Below are 23830 nucleotides of genomic sequence, written 5' to 3' on the forward strand. Positions count from 1 at the left end.
GGTGCGATGCCACGGCATCGCACCCGTGTGCTCACCCGTGTGTCATACACCGCACCCGGCTGATCACCGCAACCGCACCCCGCCCCAGTGACGTCCTCCAGGAGGACAGCACAAAGAGGGGCAGGTTGACCGCATGGGCATCATCAGCTGGATCGTTCTGGGGCTGCTCGCCGGTGCCATCGCCAAGGTCCTGCTGCCAGGCCGCGACCCGGGTGGCTTCATCGGCACGACCCTCATCGGTATCGCGGGCGCCTTCATCGGCGGCTGGTACTCCGCCCGCTATCTCGACCGCCCGATATCCAACGACTTCTACGACGGCCCGACCTGGGTGGCGGCCATCGGCGGCTCACTGGCCCTGCTCGTCGTCTACCGCATCCTCTTCGGCCACTCCCGCCGCTGAGGCCACGCGCGCCGCTCCAGGCGCCGATCCCACGATCTGCGGCCAGCAGCAAGGGCGGGCACCCGATTCGGGTGCCCGCCCTCCGGCGTAGTACGACGAGAAACACCAGTACTAACTGGCGCCTACCGCCTACCGCCTACCGCGTACTGACGACTACCGGTAGTTCGCGAACTGCACGTCGAAGTCGAAGTCCTGCCCCTTGACCAGTGCCTGTACGGCCTGCAGGTCGTCGCGGCTCTTCGAGCTGACGCGCAGCTCGTCGCCCTGGACCTGCGCCTTGACGCCCTTCGGGCCCTCATCGCGGATGATCTTGGCGACCTTCTTCGCGTTCTCCTGGGAGATGCCCTCTTCGATCGAGGCGAAGATCTTGTACTCCTTGCCGGACAGCTGCGGCTCGCCCGCGTCCAGCGACTTCAGCGAGATACCGCGCTTGATCAGCTTGGACTGGAAGATGTCGAGGATCGCCTTGACCCGCTCCTCGCCGTTCGCCTCCATCAGGATCTTCTCGCCGGACCAGGCGATCGAGGCACCCGTGCCCTTGAAGTCGTAGCGCTGCGAGATCTCCTTGGCGGCCTGGTTGAGGGCGTTGTCGACCTCCTGCCGCTCGACCTTCGAGACGATGTCGAAACTGGAGTCGGCCATGTCCTGTGGCTCCTTGTATCGGGGTCTGCGTACTCAGCTGGTGCACGGCCTTCGGTCCCTGGCCGCATCCGCAAAGCCTAGCCACCGCCCCCGCGCCGGGCACTGATCAATCGGGTGGCGAAGCACCCCTGTGCATCAGGTATCGTTTACGTCGTTGCCACGGAGCGCCCGCACCAAACGGTCGATTCCAGGCAGCGACCCAGGCGGTGTGCCCGAGCGGCCAAAGGGAGCAGACTGTAAATCTGCCGGCTCAGCCTTCCCAGGTTCGAATCCTGGCGCCGCCACACGAAGGAGACCCTCTCCGATCTTGCGGAAACGCGAGTTGGAGGGGGTCTTTTCGTACGCTGAGGCCATGTCGTCCATGTCGTCAGCGTCATCCACGGCCTCGCGCCGCAGGAACTGTCCCGAGTGCCGTCGTGAAATCGCCGTCGTCGGGGGTCGGTTCGCCCGTCACGATCCGCCGGGGCAGCGTGGCAGCGGTGATCTCGTCTCCTGTCCGGGTTCGCGCAGGCAGGCCCTGCTGGGCGCCGCACAGCCCGCTCTGGACGGTTACGTGGTCCCGGACTTCCCCGGTCAGCTCCAGCTGTTCTGAGGCGCTCTCGCGGGCTTCCAGGGCTTCTGTGGGGCCCGTGTGGGGCACGCACGGGCCCGTGTGGGGCTATGGATGCCTGATGTCCATCCGGCTCACCAAGCCGTCGTCGCGGAACGTGTAGACGTGCTCGACCGTCGTCGGCGCCCAGTGATCGCCCGTCTCGTCCCGCAGCCCGGGCCGTACGGTCGCCACGACGCGCCGTCCGTCGTCGTCGAGCCGCAGCCGCTCCAGGTGCACCAGTGGGTGCATCACCGCGAACTGCCGTGCCCAGTAGGCGCGGACCGCCGTGATGCCGCGGGCGCGGGTGTTGTCCAAGAGGTTCGGCCAGTCCACGTCCGGTGCCAGGGAGCGGGGGATGAACGCGTCGCGCTCTTCGGTACTGAAGACGGCGTACATCTGCCGCACGAGGGCCTCGCGCGCGGCGGGCACCTGGGAAGCGGGCATGGCGTTCCTCACGTAGGCGGCAGCTCAAGACAAGCACCGCCACTCAAGACAAGCACCGCCACGCGCGCGGGACATCCCTCCGGAGACCGACTTCGGAAGCCGATCTCGCCGTACGGACGTCAGTTGCCCGCTACGGATTTGACCGCCACGGACACCGGCGTCGACCCGCTGATCAGCTCCAGCGTCAGGCCCGCCGTCGCCGACGAATCGACGAGCTCCGCGAGCACCGCGGCCACGTCGTCACGCGGGATCGGCCCGCGTCCGGTCGACACCTCAAGGCGTACGAGACCGGTGCCCGCGTCGTCCGTCAGCATCCCGGGGCGCAGGATCGTCCAGTCCAGAGCCTTGCGGCCGCGCACGGACGCGTCGGCCTCGCCCTTGGCCCGCAGATAGGCGTCGAAGATCTCGTCGCCCTCGTGCGCGGGGTCGGCGCCCATCGACGACACGACGACGTAGCGCCGCACGCCCGCGCGCTCGGCCGCGTCGGCGAAGAGCACGGCGGCGTCGCGGTCCACGGTGTTCTTGCGGTCGGCTCCGCTGCCCGGCCCCGCGCCCGCCGCGAAGACGGCCGCGTCGGCGCCCTGAAGAAGCCCGGCGACCTCGTCGACGGATGCCGACTCCAGGTCGCACAGCGCCGCTTCGGCACCCGCTGCCCGCAGGTCGCCTTCCTGTCCGGCACTGCGGACGAGTCCTACGACCTCGTCACCCCGCGCGGCGAGCAGCCGCTCGAGCCGCAGCGCGATCTGACCATGACCTCCAGCGATGACAATGCGCATGTCTCCGACCGTACGACAGCTCCCGCATGATCGCCCCGCGCACGCGGGAGCACGGCCGGAAGCGTCACCCGCCCTCAGGACGCTTCCGCCGCTCTCAGGACGGTTCCGCGCCCTTCGGCCGTCCCGGGCCCGCTCCCTTCGAGCGGCCCTGGCGCGGCAGGTCGAGGGCCACGGCGGCTGCCGAATCGCAGTACTCCCGCACTGCGCTCGTCCGTGCCACCACGCGCCCCCGGTGCACCACGATGCGGCTGTACGCGAGTGAGAGCGCCCCCGCGAGATGGTCGCCGCGCACCGCGAGCAGCTCAGCGGGGAAGCCCGCCTCCACCCGCACCTGGGGCAGCCCCAGCGCGGCCCGCGCCGCCGTGCTCACCGCGCCGTACGCGTCATCGGGGCGCAGCCCGCACCGTGAGGCCAGCAGATAGGCGGCCTCCAGCGGATCCCCGCGCCCCACGGGGTTCGACACGTCCCGCATGGCCCCGCTGCCCGCAGCGACCCGTACTCCGGCCGCCCTGAGCAGCCGTACCGGAGCCACAGCGCCCCGCCGCTCCACGCTCCCGCACCCGCCCTGCGGCAGGCACACCACCGTCACGCCGGCCGCCGCCAGCTGTTCCGCCGTCCGAGCGGCGACGTCCGACGGGAGCCGTCCGAGCCCTCCGCACGGACCGATCGTCACCCCGGGCCGCAGCCCGCCCGCCATCGCCGCGAGCCGCCCGAGCCGCGCCGAATCGCTGGCGTCCGTGTGCAGGTCGACGGGGCAGCCGTGCTCGGCGGCGACCTCGAGCACCGCCTCCACGTACCCGGTCGGATCGGGGTCGAGGTCGGGGCAACCGCCCACTACGGAGGCGCCCATTTTCACCGCGTCCCGCAGCATCGCGAGCCCGTCGGCACCCGCCACCCCGGTCAGCAGCCGCGGCACGGCAACAGCCGTCAGGTCGACCAGGCCACGCAGCGAGCGCCGCGCCTGCAGCACCGCCTCCATCGACGTGAGACCGGGCACGTCACCGATCCGCACGTGCGAGCGCAGCGCCGTCGCGCCGTGCCCCAGCTGCAGCAGGGCGGCTTCGGTGGTCCGGCGCTGGACGTCGGCGAGTTCGTACGAGACCGGGCCCTCCGCGTCCGCGGACAGGGCCGTGTCGCTGTGTGCGTGCGGTTCGGCCGCGGCCGGCAGCAGGAGGTAGCCGCCGAGGTCCACGCGCGCGGACTGCCGCGCGGACTGCCGCGCGGACTGCGCGGTCAGGCTGCCCGCCGTACCGACCGCCTCGATGCGCCCGGAGCCGAGCCGCACGTCCACGGTCCGGCCGTCGGTCAGCCGGGCACCGCAGAGGAGCAGTGCGGTGGTGTCGGCCTCATCACCCGAAGAACCGGAAGAGCCGGAGGAGCCGGAGGAGCCGGAGGAGTGGGGCTGCGGCTGGCTGTCGGGCATCGCGCTCCTGAGGTTCGGGGGCGGCTGCGGGGCGTGGCATCGGCCGGGCGGAGGCGTCCGGGAGCACGACGTCCAAGATCACGCAACGTGGGTCGAGCCTATGGCGACGACCGGCCCTCTTCGAGGAGGAGCGAAATAGTCGTACCGGCGTGGTGCGGGCCACCGAGAACCGTGGTGCGGGCCACCGAGAACCGTGGTGCGGGGCTACGGAGAACCGTGGTGCGGGGCTACGGAGAACCGTGGTGCGGGACTCCGAAGAGGAGCTGCTCGAGGGCTCGTACCGGCGTGGTCCGAGGGTTCGTACCGGCGTGATCAGAGGTCCCGTACCGGCGTGATCAGAGTGCCCGAACCCGTGTGGCGCGAAGGGCCGAACCGGTGTGGCGCGAGGCGCCGAAGTGACGTGGTGAGGCGGCCGGGACGCCTGTCGAGATGCCCCTGGACAGCCCCGGCGAAACGGATTTGGGCGATCGGCGACCGACCGTGTAATGTCTTCATCGCTCGCCCCAATAGCTCAGTCGGTAGAGCGTCTCCATGGTAAGGAGAAGGTCTGCGGTTCGATTCCGCATTGGGGCTCTGATGTTGGTTGATCCTCGTCTTCGGACGGGGGGATCCGGCATCGCAGCGGTGTAGCTCAGTCGGTAGAGCAAGCGGCTCATAATCGCTGTGTCACCGGTTCAAGTCCGGTCACCGCTACTGAATTGGTAGCCGATTGTGGGGTCGGACCTTCGATCGGCTACTATTTTTTTGCGTTCATCCGTCCATCCGTCCGTCAAGGAGCACTCACGTGGCTGCCACAGACGTCCGCCCGAAGATCACGCTGGCCTGCGTGGAGTGCAAGGAGCGGAACTACATCACCAAGAAGAACCGGCGTAACGACCCGGACCGACTTGAGATGAAGAAGCACTGCCCGCGCTGCAACGCGCACACTGCGCACCGCGAAACGCGCTAGATACAGGCTCGTACACGAGGCCGTCCCCGTTTTTCGGGGGCGGCCTCGCGTCGTTGTTCACCCATACCTGCAGGAGGTACCGAGTCCATGGCGCTCGACCAGTCCTTCGTGGGGCGGTCCTACCCGCCCACCGATCCCTATGAGGTCGGCCGGGAGAAGATCCGTGAGTTCGCCGAGGCGGTGGGCGACGCCAACCCCGCGTACACCGACGCGGAGGCCGCCAAGGCGTTCGGGCACCCCGATGTGATCGCTCCGCCGACTTTCGTGTTCGCCATCTCGTTCAAGGCCGCGGGCAAGGTCATCGAGGATCCGCAGCTGGGGCTCGACTACAGCCGCGTCGTGCACGGGGACCAGAAGTTCGCGTACACCCGCCCGGTGCGTGCGGGGGACCGACTCACGGTCACCTCGACCATCGAGGCCATCAAGTCGATGGCGGGTAACGACATCCTGGACATCCGCGGCGAGGTCCACGACGAGGCCGGCGAGCACGTCGTGACCGCCTGGACCAAGCTCGTCGCGCGTGCGGCGGAGCCCGCGGCAGAGGGAGCCTGAGTCGATGACCGCCAAGATTTCGTACGACAGCGTCGAGGTCGGCACCGAGCTGACGGCCCAGAGCTTCCCCGTGACACGCGCCACACTCGTGCGGTACGCGGGTGCTTCCGGTGACTTCAACCCGATCCACTGGAACGAGAAGTTCGCGGTCGAGGTCGGCCTGCCCGATGTCATCGCGCACGGCATGTTCACCATGGCCGAGGCGATCCGCGTGGTGACGGACTGGGTGGGCGACCCTGCCGCCGTCGTCGAGTACGGCGTGCGCTTCACCAAGCCCGTCGTGGTCCCGAACGACGACCAGGGTGCGTTGATCGAGGTCAGCGCCAAGGTCGCGGTGAAGCTCGACGACAACCGGGTCCGGGTGGACCTGGTGGCGAAGAGCGGGGACCAGAAGGTGCTTGGCATGTCCCGGGCCGTGGTCCAGCTCGCCTGACCTTCGCAGCACATGAAGAGGTAAGAAGAGGTAGGCAGTAGTAAGGGGCACCCGCCGTGGGCGGGTGCCCCTTACTACTGCCTACCCACCGCTGCTGCCGCCCGCCATGACCTCTTGACTCAGGTAGTGATTGGCCACTAACTTCATCACATGGTCAGGATGAGCGCAGAGGAGCGACGCGAGAGCGTCATCCGCGCGGCGATGATCGAATTCGCCCGCGGCGGCTTCAACGGCACGTCCACCGAGGTGATCGCCAAGCGGGTGGGTGTTTCGCAGCCGTATCTCTTCCGCCTCTTCCCGGGGAAGGAGGCGATCTTCCTCGCCGCTTCCGAGCGCTGCTGCCAGGAGGTCACCGAGGTCTTCAGGAAGGCGTCCGAGGGGCTCGAGGGGGAGGAAGCCCTGCACGCCATGGGCGATGCCTATCAGGCACTCATCGCCGACGACCCGGACATGCTGCTCATGCAGATGCAGATGTACGTCGCTGTGGCCTCCGCGGAGGCGACGGGTGACCGGGAGTTCGGCGAGGCGCTGCGGGCCGGCTGGATGGAGATGTACGACACGGTCCGCCTCGCGCTGGGTGCGGATGTCGGCGATGCGACGCAGTTCCTCGCGTACGGGATGCTGATCAACGTTCTGGTGTCGATGGGGTTCCGGCCCGACCACCGGGTGTGGACCGGCTTTTACGACTCGGCGCAGCCTCAGGGGGAGCAGGGCTGAGCTGATTCGCACAGGTCAGGGGGGTGCGTACTTTTGCGCCCACGAAAGTTAGTCATCAATAACTAACCAAAGGGGAAGCAATGTCACTGCAGACAGCAAGGCGCGGGCAAGCAGCCTGGGCCCTCGCCATCACCAGCGTCGCCGGATTCATGGCGGCCCTCGACAACCTCGTCGTCACCACAGCCCTGCCCGCCATCCGCGAGGACTTCGGGGGAGAGCTGCACGACCTCGAATGGACGGTGAGCGCCTACACCCTCACCTTCGCCGTGCTGCTGATGTTCGGCGCCGCCCTGGGCGACCGCTTCGGGCGTCGCAAGCTCTTCATCACCGGCCTCACCATCTTCACCGGAGCCTCCGCCGCCGCGGCCCTCGCGCCCGGCATCGAGGCGCTGATCGCCGCCCGCGCGGTCCAGGGTGTCGGCGCCGCGATCATGATGCCGCTGACGCTGACCCTCCTGACGGCTGCCGTTCCGGTGGCCAAGCGCGGGATGGTGTACGGGATCTGGGGCGCCGTCAACGGTCTCGCGGTCGCCAGTGGTCCGCTCATCGGCGGCAGTCTCACCGAACACGTGTCCTGGCAGTGGATCTTCTGGCTGAACGTCCCGCTCGGCGTCGCGCTGCTCCCGCTGGCCCGCCTGCGCCTCTCCGAGTCCTACGGCACGGGGGCGCCGCTCGACATCGCCGGAACGCTGCTGGCCAGCGGCGGGCTCTTCGGCATCGTCTACGGGCTGATCCGCGGCAACATCGACGGCTGGACCAGCGCGACCGTCCTCACCGGTCTGATCGCGGGCGCCGCGCTGCTCGGCGGCTTCGTCCACCACGGCATCAACAGCAAGAATCCGATGCTGCCGATGCGGCTCTTCCGTAGCCGCGCCTTCTCCGCGATCAACGCCGCGAGCCTGCTGATGTTCGTAGGAATGTTCGGCTCGATCTTCCTGCTCAGCCAGTTCCTGCAGAACGTCATCGGCTACTCGCCCACCGAGGCGGGCCTGCGGATGCTGCCCTGGACCGGTATGCCGATGATCGTCTCTCCCCTCGCGGGCTATCTCGCGGACCGGTTCGGCGGCCGCCCCGTCGTGACCGCGGGCCTCGCGCTCCAGGCCGTCGGCCTCGCCTGGTTCGCGGCCATCGTGGAGCCCGACGTGTCGTACGGCGCCCAGCTGCCCGCCCTGATCATCAGCGGGATCGGCATGGCGCTGTACTTCGCTCCCGCCGCGAACCTGGTGATGTCCAGCGTCCGCCCGTCCGAGCAGGGCATCGCGTCCGGCGCCAACAACGCCCTGCGGGAGGTCGGCGGCGCCCTCGGCATCGCGATCCTCGCCTCGGTCTTCTCCGCCCAGGGCGGCTACGGGTCGGCCCAGAGCTTTGTGGACGGCCTCGGGCCCGCGCTGTGGGCCGGCGCCGCGCTCGTCGGCGTGGGTGCGGTGGCGGCGGCGCTGCTCCCGGGGCGGACCGCTGCCGGGAAGCAGGACGGTGCTGTGCCGGCCGCGGCCGATGAGCGCACGCCCGTCGGCGTCTGAACCGGCTCCGCCCGCCTCACCCCACGGTCCGTGGCCCCGCCCGAGAGGCGGGGCCACGGACCGTACTCTTGAGCACGTGCAGGAACTCCACGATGCTCCCCTCGCCCCGCTGACCACCTTCCGGCTCGGCGGTCCCGCGGCCCGTCTGATCACCGCGACGACCGACGCCGAGGTGATCGCCGCCGTCCGCGAAGCCGACGACTCCGGGACCCCGCTGCTTCTCGTCGGAGGCGGCTCGAACCTCGTCATCGGCGACAAGGGGTTCGACGGCACCGCTCTGCGCATCGCCACGAAGGGCTTCGCACTCGACGGTACGAAGCTCGAACTGGCGGCCGGTGAGGTGTGGACCGACGCGGTGGCCCGTGTCGTGGAGGCCGGTCTCGCGGGCATCGAGTGCCTCGCCGGGATCCCCGGCTCCGCGGGTGCGACGCCGATCCAGAACGTGGGGGCGTACGGCCAGGAGGTCTCGTCGACCATCACCGAAGTGATCGCGTACGACAGGGAGACGCACGAGACGGTCACCGTCACGAACGCCGAGTGCGACTTCTCGTACCGCCACAGCCGTTTCAAGGCCGATGCCGACCGCTTCGTGGTGCTGCGTGTCCGCTTCGTGCTTGAGGACGCCCAGGGGATGAGCGCCCCCCTCAAGTACCCGGAGACGGCCCGCACCCTCGGCGTCGAGGCCGGTGACCGGGTCCCGGCGGCCGTCGCCCGCGAGACCGTACTGAAGCTGCGCGCGGGCAAGGGCATGGTGCTCGATCCCGAGGACCACGACAGCTGGTCGGCCGGGTCCTTCTTCACCAACCCGATCCTCACGCAGGAGGAGTTCGCCGCCTTCCACGCGCGCGTGGCGGACCGTCTGGGCCCGGACGTGGCACCCCCCGCCTTCCCGACGGACGACGGCCGTGTGAAGACCTCCGCCGCCTGGCTCATCGACAAGGCGGGCTTCACCAAGGGCTACGGAGAGGGCCGGGCCCGCATCTCCACCAAGCACACCCTCGCCCTCACCAACCGCGGCGGCGCGACCACGGAGGACCTGCTCGCCCTCGCCCGTGAGGTCGTCGCCGGAGTACGGGACGCCTTCGGGGTCACGCTGGTCAACGAGCCGGTGACGGTGGGCGTCAGCCTCTAGGGGCACCCTCTCCGGAGCACCCGCAAGGCGCCTAGTAGGCGACGCCCACGCCCTGCTTCACCGTCGACAGGTCGTCGAGCACCGCCAGCATCGCGTGCGCCACATCGGACCTGCCGATGAACCGCCCGCTGACCGGTGTGCCCCCGACGACCATGCGGTAGCCGCCCGTCACCGGCTTGTCCTGCAGCCTCGGCGGGCGCACGGACGTCCAGTCCGTCGCGCTGGCCGCCAGGTCGGCCTCCATGGCCCGCAGGTCGTCGTACACGGGCTTCAGGATCTTGCTGACCAGGGAACCCACGATCCGGTCGACCACCGGCTGACGCTCGGCCGGAGGGCCGACCGGCGCCGCGCTCACCACCACCAGCCTGCGCACCCCCTCGGCCTCCATCGCGCGCACGACCGACCGCGTGAGCTCGGCTGCGATCCCCGCGTCCGCCTTCTTGCGCGCCCCGAGGCCCGAGAGGACCGCGTCCCGTCCGGCCACCGCGGCCCGCAGGGCCTCCGGGTCCGTCAGGTCGGCCCGGAACACCTCAAGGCTCCCTCCCGTCGTGCCCGTCGTGCCCGTCGCGCTCAGCCGCGCAGGGTCACGCACGACCGCCGTGACCTCGTGACCCGCGGCGAGCGCCTGCCGGACGATCTCCCCGCCGACACCGCCGGTCGCACCGAACACCGTGAGCTTCATGGCGCATCCTCCCCAGGTGGGTAAGTATTCACTCACCCCTAGAGTGAGTATCCACTCACCCATTCGTCAAGCTTGGTTGGACGGCACATGCAGCAACGGCACACGCAGCAGAAGCCCACCCGGGCCCGCATCCTCGACGCGGCCCACGACCTCATGCTCACCATCGGCCTCGCGCGTGCCACCACCAAGGAGATCGCCAAGGCGGCGGGCTGCTCCGAAGCCGCGCTCTACAAGCATTTCGCCAGCAAGGAGGAGCTGTTCGTGGGCGTCCTCCAGGAGCGGCTGCCCCGACTTGGCCCGCTCCTGCGCCGCCTCGCCGAGGACCCGGGGGAGCGTCCCGTGGAGGAGAACCTCGCCGAGATCGCCCGCCTGGCCAGCCACTTCTACGCCCAGAGCTTCCCGATCGCCGCGTCCCTGTACGCCGAGACCAAGCTCAAGCGCCGCCACGAGGACTCCATGCAGGCGATGGGGACGGGCCCGCACGTGCCCATCGAGGCCCTCGACGCCTACCTCCGTGCCGAACGCGACGCAGGCCGGATCGCCCCCGGGGCCGACACCTTCGCGGCCGCCTCGCTCCTCCTGGGCGCCTGTGCCCAGCGTGCCTTCGCCTACGACTCCACGGTCGGCAAGCAACCCCCGCAGCCCGTCGACGAGTTCGCCGCAGCCCTCGCCCGCACCCTCCTCACGGGCATCAGCCGCTGAGCCACTCCTCGATCCCGGACAGCAGCTTCGCCTGTATGTCGACCGGGGCGGCCGAGCCGCGCACCGACTGCCGGGCGAGCTCGGCCAGGTCGCTGTCGTCGAAGGCGTGGTGCTTGCGCACGATCTCGTACTGCGCGGCGAGCCGTGACCCGAAGAGCAGCGGGTCGTCGGCCCCGAGCGCCATCGGCACCCCGGCGTCGTACAGGGTCCGTAGCGGCACGTCCTCGTGCTTCTCGTAGACGCCGAGCGCCACGTTGGACGCCGGGCACACCTCGCAGGTCACGCCCCGCTCGGCGAGCCGCTTCAGGAGCCGCGGGTCCTCGGCAGCCCGCACCCCGTGCCCGATCCGCCCCGCGTGCAGGTCGTCCAGGCAGTCCCGCACCGAGGAGGGCCCGCTGAGCTCACCGCCGTGCGGCGCCGCGAGCAGGCCGCCGTCCCGCGCGATCGCGAAGGCCCGGTCGAAGTCACGTGCGAAGCCGCGGCGTTCGTCGTTGGACAGCCCGAAGCCGACGATGCCTTTGTCGGCGTACCGCACGGCGAGCCTGGCCAGCGTGCGCGCGTCCAGAGGGTGCTTCATGCGGTTCGCGGCGACGAGCACGCGCATTCCGAGGCCGGTGTCCCGCGAGGCGCTCTCGACGGCGTCCAGGATGATTTCCAGGGCCGGGATGAGCCCGCCGAGCCGAGGCGCGTACGACGTCGGGTCGACCTGGATCTCCAGCCACCCCGACCCGTCCCGCAGATCCTCCTCCGCGGCCTCCCGCACCAGGCGCTGGATGTCCTCGGGCTCCCGCAGACAGGACCGCGCCATGTCGTAGAGCCGCTGGAAGCGGAACCACCCGCGCTCATCGGTCGCCCGCAGCTGCGGAGGCTCACCGCCGGTCAGCGCCGGGGGCAGCCGCACGCCGTACTTGTCGGCGAGTTCCAGCAGGGTCGTGGGCCGCATCGACCCGGTGAAGTGCAGATGCAGATGGGCCTTCGGCAGCTCTCTTACGTCCCGTACACGCTCCATTCGAGGATCTTGCCGTACGGATGTGGCGTCCCGGAAGCCGCTTTCCCTTTCGTGCACATCTCCGAACGAAGAAACGGGCCGCCTCCCGAAGAGGGGAGACGGCCCGCACGCGCGCGTGGACCTGCCGAAAAGGGGACGCGACCGTCAGTCGCGGGCCTCGGCGAGCAGCTTCTGGAGCCGCGACACTCCCTCGACGAGGTCCTCGTCACCCAGGGCGTACGAAAGACGCAGGTAACCCGGCGTCCCGAAGGCCTCGCCAGGAACGACCGCGACCTCGGCCTCCTCCAGGATCAGCGCGGCGAGCTCCACGGAGTCCTGCGGGCGCTTGCCGCGGATCTCCTTGCCGATGAGGGCCTTGACCGAGGGGTAGGCGTAGAAGGCGCCCTCGGGCTCGGGGCAGAGCACGCCCTCGATCTCGTTCAGCATCCGCACGATGGTCTTGCGGCGCCGGTCGAAGGCCTCGCGCATCTTGTCGACGGCGGCCAGGTCGCCGGAGACGGCCGCGATGGCCGCGACCTGCGCGACGTTGGAGACGTTCGACGTGGCGTGCGACTGGAGGTTCGTCGCGGCCTTCACCACGTCCTTCGGGCCGACGATCCACCCCACGCGCCAGCCGGTCATCGCGTACGTCTTGGCCACGCCGTTGACCACGATGCACTTGTCGCGCAGCTCGGGCAGGATCGCCGGGAGCGAGGTGAACTTCGCGTCTCCGTAGACGAGGTGTTCGTAGATCTCGTCGGTGAGCACCCACAGGCCGTGCTCCACGGCCCAGCGGCCGATCGCCTCGGCGTCGGCCTCGCTGTAGACGGCACCCGTCGGGTTGGACGGCGACACGAAGAGGACGACCTTCGTACGCTCCGTGCGAGCGGCCTCCAACTGCTCCACCGAGACGCGGTAGCCCGTGGTCTCGTCGGCGACGACCTCGACCGGCACGCCGCCCGCGAGACGGATCGACTCCGGGTACGTCGTCCAGTAGGGAGCCGGCACGATGACCTCGTCGCCCGGGTCGAGGATCGCGGCGAACGCCTGGTAGATGGCCTGCTTGCCGCCGTTCGTCACCAGGACCTGCGAGGCGTCGACCTCGTACCCGGAGTCGCGCAGCGTCTTCGCGGCGATCGCGGCCTTGAGCTCGGGGAGCCCGCCGGCCGGGGTGTAGCGGTGGTACTTCGGGTTCTTGCAGGCCTCGACGGCGGCTTCGACGATGTAGTCGGGCGTCGGGAAGTCGGGCTCACCCGCGCCGAACCCGATCACCGGCCGCCCGGCGGCCTTGAGGGCCTTCGCCTTGGCGTCGACGGCGAGGGTCGCGGACTCGGAGATCGCGCCGATGCGGGCGGATACCCGGCGCTCGGTGGGAGAAGTGGAAGCGCTCATAACCCCATCGTTCCAGACCCGAAACACCCCGGGCACACAGGTTTCGGTGTTTGCCGACGGACCACCGGATCTGATTCTGTTCGACGGAGGGCCTCAGAGCACGTACACTCACTGCTCGTTGGCCTTCACCGGCTGCACCCACTCATCGCACTCAGTGCACTCGGGCGGATGCGGTAGGTTGGAGGAAATCAAAGGGTCGTAGCTCAATTGGTAGAGCACTGGTCTCCAAAACCAGCGGTTGGGGGTTCAAGTCCCTCCGGCCCTGCTACACACTCCTCTCGGATGTGTGCGCATGTACGTACTGCATTGCACCGCCGTGCGGCTCATACCGGGCGCGGCACGGCCACGACCCGGAATCAGGTGAGGACGAGTGACGGACGCCGTGGGCTCCATCGACATGCCTGATGCCCAGGACGAGGCGCCGGAGTCCAAGAAGGCCCGCAAGGGCGGCAAGCGCGGCAAGAAGGGCCCCTTCGGCCGTCTCGCGCTCTTCTACCGCCAGATTGTCGCGGAACTCCGCAAGGTCGTCTGGCCGACTCGCAGTCAGCTCACGACCTACACCACCGTGGTGATTGTCTTCGTCGTCATCATGATCGGCCTCGTGACCGTGATTGACTATGGGTTCAACCAGGCCGTCAAGTACGTCTTCGGCTGAGCCGATGGCTGAGCCGAGAGCGAAGGGCGCCGTACCCGGCGCCCGTTTCGCGCGTTCCACCCCTCTGTATCCAGGAAGAAGCAGCCACCGTGTCTGACCCGAACCTGAACGACGCCATCGAGTCGGCGGAGTCCGTGGAGGACAAGCTCGACATCGTCGAGGCGGCGGACTCCGAGGACCCGGACCAGGCCGAAGCTGCTGACGCCGCCGCGGGCGTACCCGCCGAAGAGTCGGCCCTGCACGTCGAGCCCGTCGCCGAGTCCACCGAGGCCGTCGCCGAGTCCGACGAGGACACCGAGGCAGGCGACGAGGCCGCCGCCGACGACGAGACCGAAGAGACCGAAGAGGCTGCCGAGTCCGAGTCCGCAGAGGACGAGGAGGAGGCCGAGCCGGTCGACCCGATCGTGGCCCTGCGCGAAGAGCTCCGCACCCTCCCCGGCGAGTGGTACGTCATCCACACGTACGCCGGTTACGAGAACCGCGTGAAGACCAACCTCGAGCAGCGTGCCGTCTCGCTGAACGTCGAGGACTTCATCTTCGCGGCCGAGGTGCCGCAAGAAGAGGTCGCGCAGATCAAGAACGGCGAGCGCAAGACGATCCGTCAGAACAAGCTCCCCGGATACGTCCTGGTGCGCATGGACCTGACGAACGAGTCCTGGGGCGTCGTCCGCAACACCCCCGGCGTCACCGGCTTCGTGGGCAACGCCTACGACCCGTACCCGCTGACCCTGGACGAGATCGTCAAGATGCTCGCCCCCGAGGCCGAGGAGAAGGCAGCCCGCGAGGCCGCCGAGGCCGAGGGCAAGCCGGCTCCGTCCCGCAAGGTCGAGGTCCAGGTTCTGGACTTCGAGGTCGGCGACTCGGTCACCGTCACCGACGGCCCGTTCGCGACGCTGCAGGCGACGATCAACGAGATCAACGCCGACTCGAAGAAGGTCAAGGGTCTCGTCGAGATCTTCGGCCGTGAGACCCCGGTCGAGCTCAGCTTCGACCAGATCCAGAAGAACTAGCCCTCGCGGCTTCCTCTGGAACATACGCCTCCGACCAGGTCAGACGGGCTCTCAAAGCCTGTCTGACCTGCTCGGTTTTTGGCCGCGCTGCTATACCCGTTATCGTGGTGCGGTATGCCTCCATCCGGATGACTGGATGGCGGCTGGAAACTCTCACTAGGACCCGGAGAGAGCAATGCCTCCCAAGAAGAAGAAGGTCACGGGGCTTATCAAGCTCCAGATCCAGGCCGGCGCAGCCAACCCGGCCCCGCCGGTCGGCCCCGCGCTGGGCCAGCACGGCGTCAACATCATGGAGTTCTGCAAGGCCTACAACGCCGCGACCGAGTCGCAGCGTGGCTGGGTCATCCCGGTGGAGATCACGGTCTACGAAGACCGCTCCTTCACCTTCGTGACCAAGACTCCGCCGGCCGCCAAGATGATCCTCAAGGCCGCGGGTGTCGAGAAGGGCTCCGGCGAGCCGCACAAGACCAAGGTCGCCAAGATCACTGAGGCGCAGGTCCGCGAGATCGCCACCACCAAGATGGAAGACCTCAACGCCAACGACCTGGACGCCGCGTCGAAGATCATCGCCGGCACCGCCCGTTCCATGGGCATCACGGTCGAGGGCTGAGAGCTTTCCCCGTCTGACCTTTCTCAGTGGTAGGGCCATGCGCCGGCCCGCACCACGACTCCACACCTGATACCAACAGGAGCAGAAGTGAAGCGCAGCAAGACTCTCCGCGCTGCGGACGCCAAGATCGACCGGGACAAGTTCTACGCCCCGCTCGAGGCCGTCCGTCTCGCCAAGGAGACCTCCGCGACCAAGTTCGACGGCACCGTCGAGGTCGCCTTCCGCCTGGGTGTCGACCCGCGCAAGGCCGACCAGATGGTCCGTGGCACCGTGAACCTCCCGCACGGCACCGGCAAGACCGCCCGGGTCCTGGTCTTCGCGACCGGTGACCGTGCTGCGGCCGCGGAAGCCGCTGGGGCCGACATCGTCGGCGCCGACGAGCTCATCGACGAGGTCGCCAAGGGCCGCCTGGACTTCGACGCCGTCGTCGCCACCCCGGACCTCATGGGCAAGGTCGGCCGCCTCGGCCGCGTGCTCGGTCCGCGTGGTCTGATGCCGAACCCGAAGACCGGCACCGTGACCCCCGACGTCGTGAAGGCTGTCAACGACATCAAGGGCGGCAAGATCGAGTTCCGCGTCGACAAGCACTCGAACCTGCACTTCATCATCGGCAAGGTCTCCTTCGACGAGACCAAGCTGGTGGAGAACTACGCCGCGGCGCTGGAGGAGATCCTCCGTCTGAAGCCGTCGGCCGCCAAGGGTCGCTACATCAAGAAGGCCGCGCTCACCACCACGATGGGCCCCGGCATTCCGCTGGACAGCAACCGCACCCGCAACCTCCTCACCGAGGAGGACCCGGCCGCCGTCTGAATCTGACGGCAGTCGCGTCGCGTACGCGTTTCTGACGACGGGCCCCGCAACCTTTCGAGGTGCGGGGCCCGTCCTCGTATTCATCACGAGTACCAGGGGTGGGATGTCATGAACAGAACGACCATGCGACGCGCGGGCCTGTCGATCGCGGCGGCCGCGGCGCTGATCGGGGTCGCGGCCTGTGGCTCCTCCGGCGGAGACGGCGACGCGGAGAGCGAGGGGAAGGGCTCCGATGCCCGCAGCCTGACAGCCGCCCTGCGCACCATCCAGGACAAGACCGACGACGCAGGCTCGGCCAAGGTCGAGGGCAAGACGGTCATGGGCAGCCTGATGTCGACGGACATGACGGGCTCCATGGAGTGGTCGGACGGCATCACCGGCAATGTCACAGCGACCCTCACGGGCGGCACCCAAGCCGAGCAGATGAAACAGATGGGCCAGTCGAAGATCAACTACCGCTATCTGAAGAGCGGGTTCTACGCGAACATGGGAGACAAGTTCGCGTCACGGGCCGGCGGCGGCAAGCACTGGCTCGAGTACGACTACGACGCGCTGGCCGCGATGAGTGGTGATGCCGGCGATGCCTTCAAGGACCAGATGCAGAACGCCACCCCGAACCAGTCGGTCAAGGTGCTGCTCGCCTCGGGCGACGTGAAGCGCGTGGGCGAGGAGAACGTGCGGGGGACAAGGACGACCCACTACTCCGGGACCGTCGACGTCGAGGACTTCAGCAGAAAGAACTCGGATCTCGACGCCGAGCAGATGGCCGAGCTGAAGAAGCAGTTCAAGCAGGTCGGCATGAGCACTCAGACGATCGATATCTGGGTCAACGACGACGACCTCCTGGTCAAGAAGACCGAGAAGGGCGAGACGGATGACGGAGACATCTCTCAGACGGCCTTCTACAGCGACTACGGCACTTCCGTGTCCGTGGAGAAGCCCCCGGCCGGGGACACCGTGAGCTTCAAGGACCTCATGAAGCAGCAGCCACAGGCCTGACCTCGCTGTCAGGTATTCTCGCCGAACCTAATTGTGTCGATCATGTGTTCCTAGGGGTGGGGTCATGACTGTGAAGAGAATGGCGGGCGGAGTACTCGCCACCGCGATGCTGTGTACGGGTGCGGTGGCCTGTGGAGGCTCCGACGACAAGAAGGCCGAAGGGGCTGCCTCGGGGGAGACGCAGTCCCGTTCGAAGGTGACCGAGGTCATCACGGCGGCGTACGAGAAGACCTCGAAGGCCAAGTCGGCCAAGGTCGAGATGACGATGACCGCGCCGAAGTCGGCAGGCGGCGCGAGCGGCGACATGAAGATGTCCGGTGTCATGGGCTGGGACCCGACCGTCATGGATATGACGATGACTGGTTCGGCGCTCGCGGAGGGTGGCCCCGAGGCTCCGGACAAGGTCCGGGTGCTCTGGCTCGACAACGTCATGTACATGGACATGGGGGCTGCCGCCGCCAAGGACATGGACGGCAAGCAGTGGATGAAGATGGACCTGAACTCCATCGCCGAGCAGTCCGGTGACGAGAAGGTCGCGAAGCAGCTCACCGGCGGCCTGGACAGCATGAACCAGGACCCGGCGCAGCAGCTCGCGATGCTTCTCGACTCGCCGAACCTGAAGCACGTGGGCCCGGCCAAGGTCGACGGTGTGCAGGCCCAGCGTTACAAGGGCCGGCTCACCGTCAAGGAAATGATGGAGACGAACAAGGGCCTCAGCGACGTGCTCAGCAAGAGCGAGCGCGAGGAGATGTTCAAGAACATCGAGAAGTCGGGCATCAAGGGCTACGACACCGAGGTCTGGGTCAACGAGGACGACTACCCGGTGCGTATGGACATCGACATCGACTCCCCCGAGGGCACGATGAAGATGTCGCAGAAGTTCTCCGACTACGGCGCCGCGGCCAAGGTGACCGCGCCGCCCGCCGGGAAGACCTTCGACCTGATGGAGATGTTCAAGGAGCTCGGCAAGGGCGGCTCCGGAGCCGGTGCCGACAGCGGTCTCTGAGGGGCTTCGGACAGGCCTCTGACCGGCCTTTGACGGGCCTCGGACAGCGACTCCGAGCCGATTTGCCTGACGCGAACCCGTTCGCGTACTCTTCCACAGAAGCCAAAGACCGCTGGTCGTTGCCGTGTGTTCGTCAGAGGACGCGGTGGCCGAAGGATCCGCTGAAACTGCGGACGACCCGCGTAGGTGACTGTGGAAGTGAGTGCTCCCGGACGGGATTCCGTCAGGTCGAGCTCATGCCCCGGCGCCTGCGCCGGGGCGTTTTGTTTTGTCAGCCCCTTTTGAGCGGTCCTCATCACCCGGAAGGAGGCTGACGCTCTATGCCGACGCCCGACAAGGCTGCCGCGGTAGCCGAGCTCACGGACAAGTTCCGCAGCTCGAACGCCGCCGTGCTGACCGAGTACCGGGGTCTCACCGTGGCCCAGCTCAAGCAGCTGCGCCGTTCCCTCGGTGAGAACTCCGAGTACGCCGTGGTGAAGAACACGCTGACCAAGATCGCGGCCAACGACGCCGGGATCGACACGCTGGACGACCTGTTTACGGGTCCGACGGCGGTTGCCTTCGTCACCGGTGACCCGGTGGTGTCGGCGAAGGGTCTTCGTGACTTCGCCAAGGACAACCCCAACCTCATCATCAAGGGCGGTGTCCTTGACGGTAAGGCGCTGTCCGCCGATGAGTTCAAGAAGCTCGCGGACCTCGAGTCCCGCGAGGTTCTGCTCAGCAAGCTGGCCGGCGCGCTGAAGGGCAAGCAGACGCAGACTGCGCAGCTCTTCCAGGCGCTGCCGTCGAAGTTCGTCCGCACCGCGGAGGCGCTTCGTGCCAAGCAGGCCGAGCAGGGCGGTGCCGAGTAATTCGGCTCGCGCATTGATCGCCGCCCGTTAGGGCGACGGTCGCAGCGGGCCCAACGTACGCCCGCCTTCATGTACACCCGGCACCAGCCGAATTAGTGGAAGGATCGCCCATCATGGCGAAGCTCAGCCAGGAAGACCTGCTTGCCCAGTTCGAGGAGCTCACCCTCATCGAGCTCTCCGAGTTCGTGAAGGCCTTCGAGGAGAAGTTCGACGTCACCGCCGCCGCGGCCGTCGCCGCCGCCCCGGCCGGCCCGGGCGCCGTTGTCGAGGCCGTCGAGGAGCAGGACGAGTTCGACGTCGTCCTCACCGGCGCCGGCGAGAAGAAGATCCAGGTCATCAAGGTCGTGCGCGAGCTCACCTCCCTGGGCCTCAAGGAGGCCAAGGACCTCGTCGACGGCACCCCGAAGCCGGTCCTCGAGAAGGTCACCAAGGAGGCCGCCGAGAAGGCTGCCGAGTCCCTCAAGGCTGCCGGCGCCTCGGTCGAGGTCAAGTAACCTCGCGAGTCGTCTGACTCCTTTTGAGTGTCGCTGAGGCGACGCTCGCCAAGGGCGATCACCCATCTGGGTGGTCGCCCTTCGGCGTTCTCCGGCGCACCCCTACGGCTGCCTTGCGTAGTCCGCCCCGACGAGTATGGTGATCTTCGTTGTGCCTCGGAACGGCCGTGACGGTGACGCTCTGAGAGCCATGTCGGGGCAGGGGGGCCTTGACGAACCGCACGCAGCGCGCAATTCTCAGGACGCGTCGTCACAACGATCCGCATCCGAGGCATGGATCGGCGGCGAAGAGGGCAGTATCGATGTGCATTGAGGGCGTGGCTTGCAGCAGGGGTTGAGAACAACGAGGGTCTCCCAAAACCCGCACTGGACATCAGTGGGCCTACTGGCTACACTGACCCTTTGCGCTGCCTGTTAGCTGCCTCCTGCCCGTCACCAGGGGCATGCCCATGCTTGAGCACTGTGGACCGAATCTTCCCTGACCTGGGAATTCTGTCCCCCTGTCCAGCCTGGGACCGGTACGCGCGTAGTGAGTCCGAGCCCTCGGAAGGACCCCCTCTTGGCCGCCTCGCGCACTGCCTCGACCGCGAATACGAACAACGGCGCCAGCACCGCCCCGCTGCGCATCTCCTTTGCAAAGATCAGGGAGCCCCTCGAGGTTCCGAACCTTCTTGCGCTGCAGACCGAGAGCTTTGACTGGCTGCTCGGGAATGAAGCCTGGAAGGGTCGTGTCGAGGCGGCTCTCGACAGCGGACAGGACGTCCCCACCAAGTCAGGTCTGGAGGAGATCTTCGAGGAGATCTCTCCGATCGAGGACTTCTCTGGGTCGATGTCCTTGACGTTCCGCGACCACCGTTTTGAGCCCCCGAAGAACTCCATCGACGAGTGCAAGGAGCGCGACTTCACGTTCGCCGCCCCGCTCTTCGTCACCGCTGAGTTCACCAACAACGAGACCGGCGAGATCAAGTCCCAGACGGTCTTCATGGGCGATTTCCCGCTCATGACGAACAAGGGCACCTTCGTCATCAACGGCACCGAGCGTGTCGTCGTGTCGCAGCTGGTCCGTTCGCCGGGCGTCTACTTCGATTCCTCGATCGACAAGACGTCCGACAAGGACATCTTCTCCGCCAAGATCATCCCGTCCCGGGGTGCCTGGCTGGAGATGGAGATCGACAAGCGCGACATGGTCGGTGTGCGCATCGACCGCAAGCGCAAGCAGTCGGTCACCGTTCTGCTCAAGGCTCTCGGTTGGACGACCGAGCAGATCCTCGAGGAGTTCGGCGAGTACGAGTCCATGCGCGCCACCCTGGAGAAGGACCACACCCAGGGACAGGACGACGCGCTGCTCGACATCTACCGCAAGCTGCGTCCTGGCGAGCCGCCGACCCGTGAGGCCGCTCAGACGCTGCTTGAGAACCTCTACTTCAACCCGAAGCGCTACGACCTCGCGAAGGTCGGCCGCTACAAGGTGAACAAGAAGCTGGGTGCGGACGCTCCGCTCGACGCGGGCATCCTCACGGTCGAGGACATCATCGCCTCGATCAAGTACCTGGTGAAGCTGCACGCCGGTGAGGTCGAGACCGTTGGTGACAGCGGCACGTCGATCGTCGTCGAGACCGACGACATCGACCACTTCGGCAACCGTCGTCTGCGCAACGTCGGCGAGCTCATCCAGAACCAGGTCCGCACGGGTCTGGCTCGTATGGAGCGCGTCGTCCGCGAGCGCATGACGACTCAGGACGTCGAGGCGATCACGCCGCAGACCCTGATCAACATCCGGCCGGTCGTCGCCTCCATCAAGGAGTTCTTCGGCACCAGCCAGCTGTCGCAGTTCATGGACCAGAACAACCCGCTGTCGGGTCTCACCCACAAGCGCCGTCTGTCGGCGCTTGGCCCGGGTGGTCTCTCCCGTGAGCGGGCCGGCTTCGAGGTCCGTGACGTTCACCCGTCCCACTACGGCCGCATGTGCCCGATCGAGACGCCTGAAGGCCCCAACATTGGTCTGATCGGCTCGCTCGCCTCGTACGGCCGCGTCAACGCGTTCGGCTTCGTCGAGACGCCGTACCGCAAGGTCGTCGAGGGCGTCGTCACCGACGACGTCGACTACCTGACGGCCGACGAAGAAGACCGCTTCGTGATCGCGCAGGCCAACGCCGTGCTCGGTGAGGACATGCGCTTCACGGAGTCGCGCGTCCTCGTCCGCCGTCGTGGCGGCGAGATCGACTACATCCCCGGCGACGACGTCGACTACATGGACGTCTCGCCGCGCCAGATGGTGTCGGTCGCGACCGCGATGATCCCGTTCCTCGAGCACGACGACGCCAACCGTGCCCTCATGGGCGCGAACATGATGCGTCAGGCCGTGCCGCTGATCACCGCCGAGGCTCCCCTCGTCGGCACCGGCATGGAGTACCGCTGTGCGGTCGACGCCGGTGACGTGATCAAGGCCGAGAAGGCGGGTGTGGTCCAGGAGGTCTCCGCGGACTACGTCACGGTCACGAACGACGACGGCACGTACACCACGTACCGCATCGCCAAGTTCTCCCGGTCGAACCAGGGCACCTCCGTCAACCAGAAGGTTGTCGTCGACGAGGGCGCCCGCGTGATCGAGGGCCAGGTTCTGGCCGACGGTCCCGCGACCGAAGAGGGCGAGATGGCCCTCGGCAAGAACCTGCTCGTGGCGTTCATGCCTTGGGAAGGTCACAACTACGAGGACGCGATCATCCTGTCGCAGCGCCTCGTACAGGACGACGTCCTCTCCTCGATTCACATCGAGGAGCACGAGGTCGACGCCCGTGACACCAAGCTGGGCCCGGAGGAGATCACCCGGGACATCCCGAACGTCTCCGAAGAGGTCCTCGCCGACCTCGACGAGCGCGGCATCATCCGTATCGGTGCCGAGGTCGTCGCCGGCGACATCCTCGTCGGCAAGGTCACGCCCAAGGGTGAGACCGAGCTGACGCCGGAGGAGCGTCTGCTCCGCGCGATCTTCGGTGAGAAGGCGCGCGAGGTGCGCGACACCTCGCTGAAGGTGCCGCACGGTGAGATCGGCAAGGTCATCGGCGTACGCGTCTTCGACCGTGAAGAGGGCGACGAGCTGCCGCCGGGCGTGAACCAGCTGGTTCGTGTCTACGTGGCGCAGAAGCGCAAGATCACGGACGGCGACAAGCTCGCAGGCCGGCACGGCAACAAGGGTGTCATCTCCAAGATCCTTCCGATCGAGGACATGCCCTTCCTTGAGGACGGCACGCCGGTCGACATCATCCTCAACCCGCTGGGTGTCCCGTCCCGAATGAACCCGGGTCAGGTCCTGGAGATCCACCTCGGCTGGCTCGCCAGCCAGGGCTGGGACGTCTCCGGTCTCAGCGAGGACTGGGCGCAGAGCCTGCAGCGCATCGGCGCCGACCAGGTCGCCCCGCGGACGAACGTCGCGACTCCGGTCTTCGACGGCGCCCGCGAGGACGAGCTGACCGGCCTCCTCGAGCACACCGTCCCGAACCGCGACGGCGACCGCATGGTCATGCCGTCCGGCAAGGCGCGGATGTTCGACGGACGCTCCGGCGAGCCGTTCCCGGACCCGATCTCGGTCGGGTACATGTACATCCTCAAGCTGCACCACCTGGTCGACGACAAGCTCCACGCTCGTTCGACCGGTCCGTACTCCATGATCACCCAGCAGCCGCTGGGTGGTAAGGCTCAGTTCGGTGGTCAGCGCTTCGGTGAGATGGAGGTGTGGGCGCTTGAGGCTTATGGCGCCGCGTACGCCCTCCAGGAGCTGCTGACGATCAAGTCCGACGACGTGACCGGCCGCGTGAAGGTCTACGAGGCCATCGTCAAGGGCGAGAACATCCCCGAGCCCGGCATTCCCGAGTCCTTCAAGGTGCTCATCAAGGAAATGCAGTCGCTCTGCCTCAACGTGGAGGTGCTGTCCTCGGACGGCATGTCCATCGAGATGCGCGACACCGACGAGGACGTCTTCCGCGCGGCGGAGGAGCTCGGTATCGACCTGTCCCGGCGCGAGCCGAGCAGCGTCGAAGAGGTCTGACGGGTT

General features: G+C 67.7%; 25 protein-coding genes and 4 tRNA genes. 22 read left to right on the forward strand and 7 right to left on the reverse strand.

Annotation, left to right across the window (positions count from 1 at the left end; all coding sequences use genetic code 11):
* Positions 1–133 precede the first annotated feature (133 nt).
* Positions 134–400 (forward strand): GlsB/YeaQ/YmgE family stress response membrane protein, encoded by a 267-nt coding sequence (locus ACWFRJ_RS27290; protein ID WP_453536230.1) that lies wholly within the window; start codon positions 134–136, stop codon positions 398–400.
* Positions 401–553: 153 nt separating this feature from the next.
* Here ACWFRJ_RS27290 and ACWFRJ_RS27295 read toward each other — a convergent pair whose 3' ends face one another.
* On the reverse strand, positions 554–1042 hold the full coding sequence (locus ACWFRJ_RS27295) for a YajQ family cyclic di-GMP-binding protein (RefSeq protein ID WP_383276979.1): 489 nt from the start codon (positions 1040–1042) through the stop codon (positions 554–556).
* Positions 1043–1244: 202 nt separating this feature from the next.
* Between ACWFRJ_RS27295 and ACWFRJ_RS27300 the strand changes: the two genes are divergently transcribed.
* Together ACWFRJ_RS27300 and ACWFRJ_RS27305 are read left to right on the forward strand one after the other, a co-directional pair.
* Positions 1245–1326: transfer RNA gene (locus tag ACWFRJ_RS27300), tRNA-Tyr, on the forward strand.
* Between the two features lie 68 nt (positions 1327–1394).
* Positions 1395–1634 (forward strand): hypothetical protein, encoded by a 240-nt coding sequence (locus ACWFRJ_RS27305; protein WP_453536233.1) that lies wholly within the window; start codon positions 1395–1397, stop codon positions 1632–1634.
* A gap of 66 nt (positions 1635–1700) precedes the next feature.
* Here ACWFRJ_RS27305 and ACWFRJ_RS27310 read toward each other — a convergent pair whose 3' ends face one another.
* From ACWFRJ_RS27310 to ACWFRJ_RS27320, 3 genes are all read right to left on the reverse strand, one after another.
* Positions 1701–2078 carry a nuclear transport factor 2 family protein gene (locus ACWFRJ_RS27310; RefSeq protein ID WP_453536236.1) on the reverse strand — a complete coding sequence of 126 codons (378 nt, stop codon included), beginning with the start codon at positions 2076–2078 and terminating at the stop codon, positions 1701–1703.
* A gap of 119 nt (positions 2079–2197) precedes the next feature.
* On the reverse strand, positions 2198–2854 hold the full coding sequence (locus ACWFRJ_RS27315; protein ID WP_453536239.1) for an SDR family oxidoreductase: 657 nt from the start codon (positions 2852–2854) through the stop codon (positions 2198–2200).
* 94 nt (positions 2855–2948) lie between these two features.
* Positions 2949–4277 carry an amidohydrolase family protein gene (locus ACWFRJ_RS27320; protein ID WP_453536242.1) on the reverse strand — a complete coding sequence of 443 codons (1329 nt, stop codon included), beginning with the start codon at positions 4275–4277 and terminating at the stop codon, positions 2949–2951.
* Between the two features lie 500 nt (positions 4278–4777).
* On the opposite strand from ACWFRJ_RS27320, the gene ACWFRJ_RS27325 reads away from it, so the two are divergent.
* The 8 genes from ACWFRJ_RS27325 to ACWFRJ_RS27360 all read left to right on the forward strand — a co-directional run bounded on the left by ACWFRJ_RS27325 (position 4778) and on the right by ACWFRJ_RS27360 (position 9580).
* Positions 4778–4850: transfer RNA gene (locus ACWFRJ_RS27325), tRNA-Thr, on the forward strand.
* 47 nt (positions 4851–4897) lie between these two features.
* Positions 4898–4970: transfer RNA gene (locus tag ACWFRJ_RS27330), tRNA-Met, on the forward strand.
* A gap of 91 nt (positions 4971–5061) precedes the next feature.
* Positions 5062–5226 (forward strand): 50S ribosomal protein L33, encoded by a 165-nt coding sequence (gene rpmG / locus ACWFRJ_RS27335; protein ID WP_004571794.1) that lies wholly within the window; start codon positions 5062–5064, stop codon positions 5224–5226.
* A gap of 87 nt (positions 5227–5313) precedes the next feature.
* A complete protein-coding gene (locus tag ACWFRJ_RS27340; RefSeq protein ID WP_453536245.1) occupies positions 5314–5778 on the forward strand; it encodes an FAS1-like dehydratase domain-containing protein in 465 nt (154 codons plus the stop codon).
* Between the two features lie 4 nt (positions 5779–5782).
* Positions 5783–6211 (forward strand): MaoC family dehydratase, encoded by a 429-nt coding sequence (locus ACWFRJ_RS27345; protein WP_453536248.1) that lies wholly within the window; start codon positions 5783–5785, stop codon positions 6209–6211.
* 150 nt (positions 6212–6361) lie between these two features.
* The gene (locus ACWFRJ_RS27350; RefSeq protein ID WP_453536251.1) at positions 6362–6928 is read left to right on the forward strand and encodes a TetR/AcrR family transcriptional regulator; all 567 of its coding nucleotides are present in this window, start codon (positions 6362–6364) and stop codon (positions 6926–6928) included.
* Between the two features lie 80 nt (positions 6929–7008).
* The gene (locus ACWFRJ_RS27355) at positions 7009–8448 is read left to right on the forward strand and encodes a DHA2 family efflux MFS transporter permease subunit (protein ID WP_453536254.1); all 1440 of its coding nucleotides are present in this window, start codon (positions 7009–7011) and stop codon (positions 8446–8448) included.
* Positions 8423–9580, forward strand: a complete 1158-nt coding sequence (locus ACWFRJ_RS27360; RefSeq protein ID WP_453536257.1) for a UDP-N-acetylmuramate dehydrogenase — start codon at positions 8423–8425, stop codon at positions 9578–9580. The genes ACWFRJ_RS27355 and ACWFRJ_RS27360 overlap by 26 nt, the downstream gene beginning before the upstream one ends.
* Before the next feature lie 31 nt (positions 9581–9611).
* On the opposite strand, the gene ACWFRJ_RS27365 is transcribed toward ACWFRJ_RS27360, so the two are convergent.
* Positions 9612–10262 carry an NAD(P)-dependent oxidoreductase gene (locus tag ACWFRJ_RS27365; protein WP_453536260.1) on the reverse strand — a complete coding sequence of 217 codons (651 nt, stop codon included), beginning with the start codon at positions 10260–10262 and terminating at the stop codon, positions 9612–9614.
* 87 nt (positions 10263–10349) lie between these two features.
* On the opposite strand from ACWFRJ_RS27365, the gene ACWFRJ_RS27370 reads away from it, so the two are divergent.
* On the forward strand, positions 10350–10964 hold the full coding sequence (locus ACWFRJ_RS27370; RefSeq protein ID WP_453536263.1) for a TetR/AcrR family transcriptional regulator: 615 nt from the start codon (positions 10350–10352) through the stop codon (positions 10962–10964).
* On the opposite strand, the gene ACWFRJ_RS27375 is transcribed toward ACWFRJ_RS27370, so the two are convergent.
* Both ACWFRJ_RS27375 and ACWFRJ_RS27380 read right to left on the reverse strand, forming a co-directional pair.
* The gene (locus ACWFRJ_RS27375) at positions 10954–11973 is read right to left on the reverse strand and encodes an adenosine deaminase (RefSeq protein WP_453536266.1); all 1020 of its coding nucleotides are present in this window, start codon (positions 11971–11973) and stop codon (positions 10954–10956) included. The genes ACWFRJ_RS27370 and ACWFRJ_RS27375 overlap by 11 nt on opposite strands.
* Before the next feature lie 144 nt (positions 11974–12117).
* Entirely contained in the window at positions 12118–13344 is a 1227-nt protein-coding gene (locus ACWFRJ_RS27380) for a pyridoxal phosphate-dependent aminotransferase (protein ID WP_453536269.1), read from the reverse strand.
* Between the two features lie 192 nt (positions 13345–13536).
* Between ACWFRJ_RS27380 and ACWFRJ_RS27385 the strand changes: the two genes are divergently transcribed.
* The 10 genes from ACWFRJ_RS27385 (at position 13537) to rpoB (ending at position 23824) form a co-directional block, all read left to right on the forward strand.
* Positions 13537–13609, forward strand: a tRNA-Trp gene (locus tag ACWFRJ_RS27385).
* Between the two features lie 105 nt (positions 13610–13714).
* Complete coding sequence (secE, locus tag ACWFRJ_RS27390) at positions 13715–13999, forward strand: preprotein translocase subunit SecE (RefSeq protein ID WP_383275861.1); 285 nt, start codon at positions 13715–13717, stop codon at positions 13997–13999.
* A gap of 89 nt (positions 14000–14088) precedes the next feature.
* Positions 14089–15009, forward strand: coding sequence for a transcription termination/antitermination protein NusG (gene nusG / locus ACWFRJ_RS27395; protein WP_453536272.1), 921 nt, complete (start codon positions 14089–14091; stop codon positions 15007–15009).
* A gap of 175 nt (positions 15010–15184) precedes the next feature.
* Positions 15185–15619 (forward strand): 50S ribosomal protein L11, encoded by a 435-nt coding sequence (rplK, locus tag ACWFRJ_RS27400; protein WP_160506641.1) that lies wholly within the window; start codon positions 15185–15187, stop codon positions 15617–15619.
* Between the two features lie 87 nt (positions 15620–15706).
* Positions 15707–16429, forward strand: coding sequence for a 50S ribosomal protein L1 (rplA, locus tag ACWFRJ_RS27405; protein WP_453536276.1), 723 nt, complete (start codon positions 15707–15709; stop codon positions 16427–16429).
* Positions 16430–16537: 108 nt separating this feature from the next.
* Positions 16538–17428 carry a hypothetical protein gene (locus ACWFRJ_RS27410; RefSeq protein WP_453536279.1) on the forward strand — a complete coding sequence of 297 codons (891 nt, stop codon included), beginning with the start codon at positions 16538–16540 and terminating at the stop codon, positions 17426–17428.
* 64 nt (positions 17429–17492) lie between these two features.
* Positions 17493–18434, forward strand: coding sequence for a hypothetical protein (locus ACWFRJ_RS27415; protein ID WP_453536282.1), 942 nt, complete (start codon positions 17493–17495; stop codon positions 18432–18434).
* Between the two features lie 320 nt (positions 18435–18754).
* Positions 18755–19285 (forward strand): 50S ribosomal protein L10, encoded by a 531-nt coding sequence (gene rplJ, locus ACWFRJ_RS27420; RefSeq protein ID WP_453536285.1) that lies wholly within the window; start codon positions 18755–18757, stop codon positions 19283–19285.
* Positions 19286–19398: 113 nt separating this feature from the next.
* Complete coding sequence (gene rplL, locus ACWFRJ_RS27425; protein WP_453536288.1) at positions 19399–19779, forward strand: 50S ribosomal protein L7/L12; 381 nt, start codon at positions 19399–19401, stop codon at positions 19777–19779.
* Positions 19780–20338: 559 nt separating this feature from the next.
* Positions 20339–23824 (forward strand): DNA-directed RNA polymerase subunit beta, encoded by a 3486-nt coding sequence (gene rpoB, locus ACWFRJ_RS27430; RefSeq protein ID WP_453536291.1) that lies wholly within the window; start codon positions 20339–20341, stop codon positions 23822–23824.
* Positions 23825–23830: the final 6 nt, after the last annotated feature.

The organism is Streptomyces sp. NPDC055239 (assembly GCF_053606205.1).